This is a genomic window from Acidisphaera rubrifaciens HS-AP3, assembly GCF_000964365.1.
GTDB lineage: Bacteria > Pseudomonadota > Alphaproteobacteria > Acetobacterales > Acetobacteraceae > Acidisphaera > Acidisphaera rubrifaciens.
In genome coordinates, this window is sequence record NZ_BANB01000678.1 from 1 (window position 1) to 5,628 (window position 5,628).

General features: G+C 70.5%; 5 protein-coding genes. All 5 read left to right on the forward strand.

All coding sequences use genetic code 11. From position 1 onward, the window contains the following. The first annotated feature begins 633 nt into the window (after positions 1-633). Positions 634-1,668, forward strand: a complete 1,035-nt coding sequence (gene recA / locus B8460_RS16290; RefSeq protein ID WP_048862667.1) for a recombinase RecA — start codon at positions 634-636, stop codon at positions 1,666-1,668. 189 nt (positions 1,669-1,857) lie between these two features. Then, positions 1,858-2,268, forward strand: coding sequence for a cytidine deaminase (locus tag B8460_RS16295; RefSeq protein ID WP_048862668.1), 411 nt, complete (start codon positions 1,858-1,860; stop codon positions 2,266-2,268). 67 nt (positions 2,269-2,335) lie between these two features. Continuing rightward, positions 2,336-4,000 (forward strand): NAD+ synthase, encoded by a 1,665-nt coding sequence (locus B8460_RS16300; protein WP_048862669.1) that lies wholly within the window; start codon positions 2,336-2,338, stop codon positions 3,998-4,000. Beyond that, complete coding sequence (locus tag B8460_RS16305) at positions 3,997-4,365, forward strand: hypothetical protein (RefSeq protein WP_048862670.1); 369 nt, start codon at positions 3,997-3,999, stop codon at positions 4,363-4,365. Before B8460_RS16300 ends, B8460_RS16305 begins: the two co-directional genes overlap by 4 nt. An 11-nt stretch (positions 4,366-4,376) precedes the next feature. Further along, the coding region (gene gltX, locus B8460_RS16310; RefSeq protein WP_048862671.1) for a glutamate--tRNA ligase at positions 4,377-5,628 on the forward strand (1,252 nt) is incomplete at its 3' end.

Consider the following 5,628-nt stretch of genomic DNA (forward strand, 5'->3'; position numbering starts at 1 on the left):
TGGAGTTCAGACGTGTGCTCTTCCGATCTGGCGTTCGGTGCTGCTCGTCGACGATGAGCCGGCGGTGCTGGCCGTGATCGCGCGCGGGCTCGGGCGGCGCGGCTGGCATGTCGTGGCGCACCCGTCGGCCGAGGCGGCCCTGGCGGAGGCCGCCGGCGTCTGGCCCGATGGCCGGCCGGACGCGGTCGTCACGGACGCGTCGCTGCCCGGTCTCGACGGGGTCGCCCTGCTGCGCGCGCTGGCGGCGCGGTGGCCGGGCGTGCCTTGCGTGCTGCTCTCCGGCTACGCCGATGCGCGGCTCCCCGATCGCCCCGGCCGCACGGCGTTTCTCGCCAAGCCCTTTGCGTTGGACGATCTTCTGCGAGCACTCGACTCGGTCCTGGGCGGTTAGACTGGGTTGTCGGACCGGCGGAGGGGCGGCGCCCGTGCCGTGAGTCCCCGGTCGCAGTTCGTGAAAAGTTCTTGTCTGTCGGCGGGTTCTGGAACAAGACTAGAACAATGTCTTAACGTCGTGCAGCGGCGCGGTTGCACCGGCCCGCGCACTCTGTCAGAGTGCCGGACACGCAACACGCGTATTGCGCCCTCTATGACCATCCGCCGGTTGTGGCGCGCCAAAAGGGATCGGGGACTGCGATGGAAAAGAACAAGGCTCTCGACGCCGCGCTGGTGCAGATCGAGCGGGCTTTCGGCAAGGGCTCGATCATGCGCATGGGGCAGCGCGGAACCGATGAGGGGGTTGACGTCATCTCCTCCGGCTCGCTCGGCCTCGATCTCGCGCTCGGCATCGGCGGGCTGCCGCGCGGGCGCATCGTCGAGATCTACGGGCCGGAAAGCTCCGGCAAGACCACGCTCGCGCTGCATGCCATCGCCCAGGCGCAGAAGCGCGGCGGCACGTGCGCCTTCATCGACGCGGAGCATGCGCTCGATCCGATCTATGCCCGCAAGCTGGGCGTGGACGTGGACAACCTGCTGATCAGCCAGCCGGACGCCGGCGAGCAGGCGCTGGAGATTGCCGACACGCTGGTGCGTTCCGGTGCGATCGACGTGCTGGTGGTGGACAGCGTCGCCGCCCTGGTGCCCCGCGCCGAGCTGGAAGGCGAGATGGGCGACAGCCACATGGGACTGCACGCGCGGCTGATGAGCCAGGCGCTGCGCAAGATCACCGGCAGCGTCTCGCGCTCCAACACCATGCTGATCTTCCTCAATCAGATCCGCATGAAGATCGGCGTGATGTTCGGCAACCCGGAGACCACGACCGGCGGCAACGCGCTCAAGTTCTATGCCTCCATCCGCATGGAAATCCGCCGCATCGGCCAGATCAAGGACCGCGAGGAGGTGGTCGGCAACCAGACGCGGGTGAAGGTCGTCAAGAACAAGCTCGCGCCGCCGTTCCGTCAGGTCGAGTTCGACATCATGTATGGCGAGGGCATCAGCAAGGTCGGCGAGCTGATCGACCTCGGCGTCAAGGCGGGCGTGGTCGAAAAGTCGGGCGCCTGGTTCAGCTACGACAGCCAGCGCATCGGGCAGGGGCGGGAGAACGCCAAGCAGTTCCTGCGCGATCATGCGCCGATGGCCGAGGCGATCGAGCAGCGCGTGCGCGCGCAGGCGGGTGTCGTCGCCAACGCGATGACGGCCCCGATGGAAGAAGACGCCGAGGCGGCGGACTGATCCGCGCCGCCGGCGGCGCGCTACCAAAACGTAACGCGCCGGCGCGATCCTGCCTCTGGTCAAACCCGGGTTTCTGCGACAAGCAGGCAGCCGGCCCGTATCAGCGGCAGGAGGGATTTTCTGGATACCATCATCGGTCCGGGCGCTCCCGCCGCCCGTCAGGATACGGCCGAGGCTGACGGGCAGGCGTTGAGCCCCGACGACGCCGCGTTGATCGAGGCGGCGACCGCCACGCTCGCCCGCCACTATCGCCCGCTCTGGCACACCATCGCGGCGGCGATCCGCGGGCGCGACGGGCGCATCTGGACCGGGCTGCATCTCGGCGCGACGGTCGGGCGCCTGTCGATCTGCGCCGAGGCGGTGGCGCTCGGCCGCGCGATCCTGGAGGGGGACGGCGCGATCGACACCATGGTCGCCGTCCGCCACCCGAAGCCGGACGAGGCCGAACGCACGCCCGCCGTGGTGTCGCCCTGCGGCGCCTGCCGCGAGATGATCCTCGATTTCGACCCCACCGCCCACGTCATCGTCCCGTCCGCCGACGGGTCCGGCCTGCGTCGCGTGCCGGCCACGCTTTTGCTGCCGGTCCCCTATCGTCGCTAGGCGGACCGGGCCGCGTTGATTCGCGCGGGGCGCGCTTCTAGCTTCCGCCCATGTCAGACCTCCGCCCATGCCAGACCGACTGAAGATCGCCCTCGCGCAGATCGACACGCATGTGGGCGCGATCGACCGCAACCTCGCAACCCTTCGCCGCGCCCGCGCCGAGGCGGCGGCGCTGGGTGCCGATCTCGTGGTGACCCCGGAATTCTCCGTCGCCGGCTATCCGCCCGAGGATCTGGTCCGCAAGCCGGCCTTTGTCGCCGCGTGCGAGGCGGCGATCGCCGACCTCGCCGCCGACACGGCGGACGGCGGCCCCGCCATCGTGGTGGGCGGCCCGTGGCAGAACGGGGCGCTTCTGCACAACGCTGCCTTCCTGCTCGAAGAGGGCCGGATCGCCGCGCGCCGGGCCAAGCACGAGCTGCCGAATTACGGCGTATTCGACGAAAAGCGCGTGTTCGACGCGGGACCGCCGGCGGGTCCCGTCGCCTTTCGCGGCTTCCGGCTCGGCCTGATGGTCTGCGAGGACTGGTGGTTCCCGACCGTCGCCGAGACGCTGAGCGAAAGCGGGGCGGAGCTGCTGCTGTCGATCAACGGCTCGCCCTACGAGACCGGCAAGCAGCCGCAACGCATCAGCCTCGCCGTCGCGCGTGTCGTCGAGAGCGGGCTGCCGTTCGTCTTCCTCGGTCAGGTCTGCGGCCAGGACGAGCTGGTGTTCGAGGGCGCGTCCTTCGTCCTGAACGCCGACCGGACGCTCGCGGTGCAGATGCCCTATTTCGCCGAATCGGTGACGCTGACGGAGTGGACGCGCACCGAGGCTGGCCTCGTCTGTACGCCCCAGACGCTGCCGCCGGAGCCCGACCGGCTGTCGTTGCTCTATCGCAGCCTCGTGCTCGGGCTCACCGACTACGTGAACAAGAACGGATTTCCCGGCGTCATCCTTGGCCTGTCGGGCGGCATCGACAGCGCGCTGTCGGCGGCGGTCGCGGTCGATGCGCTCGGGCCCGACCGCGTCCGCGCCTTCATGCTGCCCAGCCGCTATACGAGCGCCCACAGCCTGGAGGATGCGGCCGCCTGTGCCGGGATGCTCGGCATCGCCTGCGATACCGTGCCGATCGGCGCGGCGACGGAGGCGTTCGAGCAGTCGCTGGCCCCGGTCTTCGCCGGCCGGCCGCCCGACATCACGGAAGAGAACATCCAGTCGCGCGCCCGCGGCCTGATCCTGATGGCGATCAGCAACAAGCTCGGCCACATGCTGCTCACCACCGGCAACAAAAGCGAGATGTCGGTCGGCTATGCCACGCTGTACGGCGACATGTGCGGCGGGTATTCCGTGCTCAAGGACGTCTACAAGACGACCGTGTTCGAGCTCTGCCGCTGGCGGAACGCCTACCAGCCGGAGGGCGGGCTCGGGCCCGCCGGTCCGGTCATGCCGGAGCGGGTGATCACCAAGCCGCCATCGGCCGAGCTGAAGGACAACCAGACCGATCAGGACACGCTGCCGCCCTATGACGTGCTCGACGCCATCCTGGAGGGACTGATCGAGGGCGAGGCCGCCGTCGATGACCTGGTGGCGGCGGGCTACGACCGCGCGACGGTGCTGCGCGTCTGGCGGATGCTGGACCGCGCCGAATACAAGCGCCGGCAGGCGCCGCCGGGGGTGAAGATCACCCGCCGCGCCTTCGGCCGCGACCGTCGCTATCCGATCACCAACGGCTACACGCGCATCGTGTCATGAGCGACCTGTTTGCCCCCGAGGGCGGGTGGCGGGTGCGGCTGCTGGACCTGTCGGGCGCGAGCGACGATCACGTCGTGGAGGAAATCGGCGGGTTCCCCACCCTCATGCACGCCAACGCCTTCGCCCGCGCCTATGTCCGCGACAGCATCGAGCGCTGCCGCGTCGCGGGCATGACGCCGAAGGACGTGCTCGACGCATGGTTCGCCTATGGCGAGGACGCCGAGGTGGTCGACGCGGGCGAGGCCGGCTGGCGCAGCGCCAACGAGCTGGGTGATTTCGCCGCCACCCCCGCAGGCACGGAGGAGCGGGACTGGCGCGCGATCGATCCGCGCCGCGTCGGCGACGACGACGACGAGGACGCATGAGCCCGCCCGCCGTGACGGTCCGCTTCGCGCCCAGCCCGACGGGCTGGCTGCATGTTGGCAACGCCCGCATCGCCCTCGCCAACTGGCTGTTCGCGCGCCACCACGGCGGCGCGTTCCTGCTGCGCCTCGACGACACCGATCCGGTGCGCAGCCGGCCGGAATATGCCGCGGCGATCGAGCAGGATCTGCGCTGGCTGGGCCTCGACTGGGCATCGCTGTCGCGCCAGTCCGACCGGCTGGACCGCTACGCCGCGGCGGCCGAGCGGCTGAAGGCGGCGGGGCGGCTCTATCCGTGCTTCGAAAGCGAGGAGGAGCTGCGCGCCAAGCGCGAGGCGCGGCTCAAGCGCGGCAAGCCGCCCGTCTATGACCGCGCCATGCTGTCGCTCACGCAGGAGCAGCGCGCGGCGGCCGAGGCGGGGGGCAAGCGTCCGTACTGGCGCTTTCGCCTGGATGACACCACGGTGCGGTGGGAGGACGGCGTCCTCGGCCGGCGGGAGGTGAAGCTCCAGGCCGTCTCCGATCCGGTCGTCATCCGCGCCGACGGGCTGCCGCTTTATACCTTCACCTCGGTCGTCGACGATATCGACGCCGCGGTGACCGACGTCATCCGCGGCGAGGATCACGTCACTAATACCGGGGTGCAGATCGACATCTTCCGCGCCCTCGGCGCCGCGCCGCCGCGCTTCGCGCATCTGCCGCTGCTGACCGACAGCGATGGCGGCAAGCTGTCGAAGCGCCTCGACGGCCTCAGCCTGCGCAGCCTGCGCGCCGACGGCATGGAGCCCACGGCGATCGCGGCCTATCTCGCGCGCCTCGGCACCGCCGACGATCCGCTGCTGGCCGACCTGCCGACGCTGGCGTCGGGCTTCGATCTCGGCCGCGTCTCGCGCTCGGCCGCGCGGTTCGACATGCGGCAGCTGCTGGCGCTCAACCGGCGGGCGCTGCACGGGCTCGACTATGCCGCGGTCGCCGGGCGGTTGCCGGCCGGCGCGACGGAGGCGTTCTGGCTTGCCGTGCGCGGCAATCTCGACCTGCTCGACGAGGCGCGGCACTGGTGGGACGTGGTCGCCGGCGACATCGACGTACCGGTCATGACGGACGAGGCCGCATTTCTCCGCGACGCCGCCGACCGGCTGCCGCCGGAGCCGTGGGGCGAGGCGACGTGGGCCGCCTGGATCGCGGCACTGAAGGCGGCGACCGGCCGCACCGGCAAGCGCCTGTTCGGGCCGCTCCGCCTCGCGCTTACCGGCGAGGCGGAGGGGC

What these genes read in the sequence shown, in the direction of transcription:
- recA (WP_048862667.1), top strand. Translation starts at nt 634, where the DNA reads ATGGAAAAGAACAAGGCTCTCGACGCCGCGCTGGTGCAGATCGAGCGG.
- B8460_RS16300 (WP_048862669.1), top strand. Translation starts at nt 2,336, where the DNA reads ATGCCAGACCGACTGAAGATCGCCCTCGCGCAGATCGACACGCATGTG.
- B8460_RS16305 (WP_048862670.1), top strand. Translation starts at nt 3,997, where the DNA reads ATGAGCGACCTGTTTGCCCCCGAGGGCGGGTGGCGGGTGCGGCTGCTG.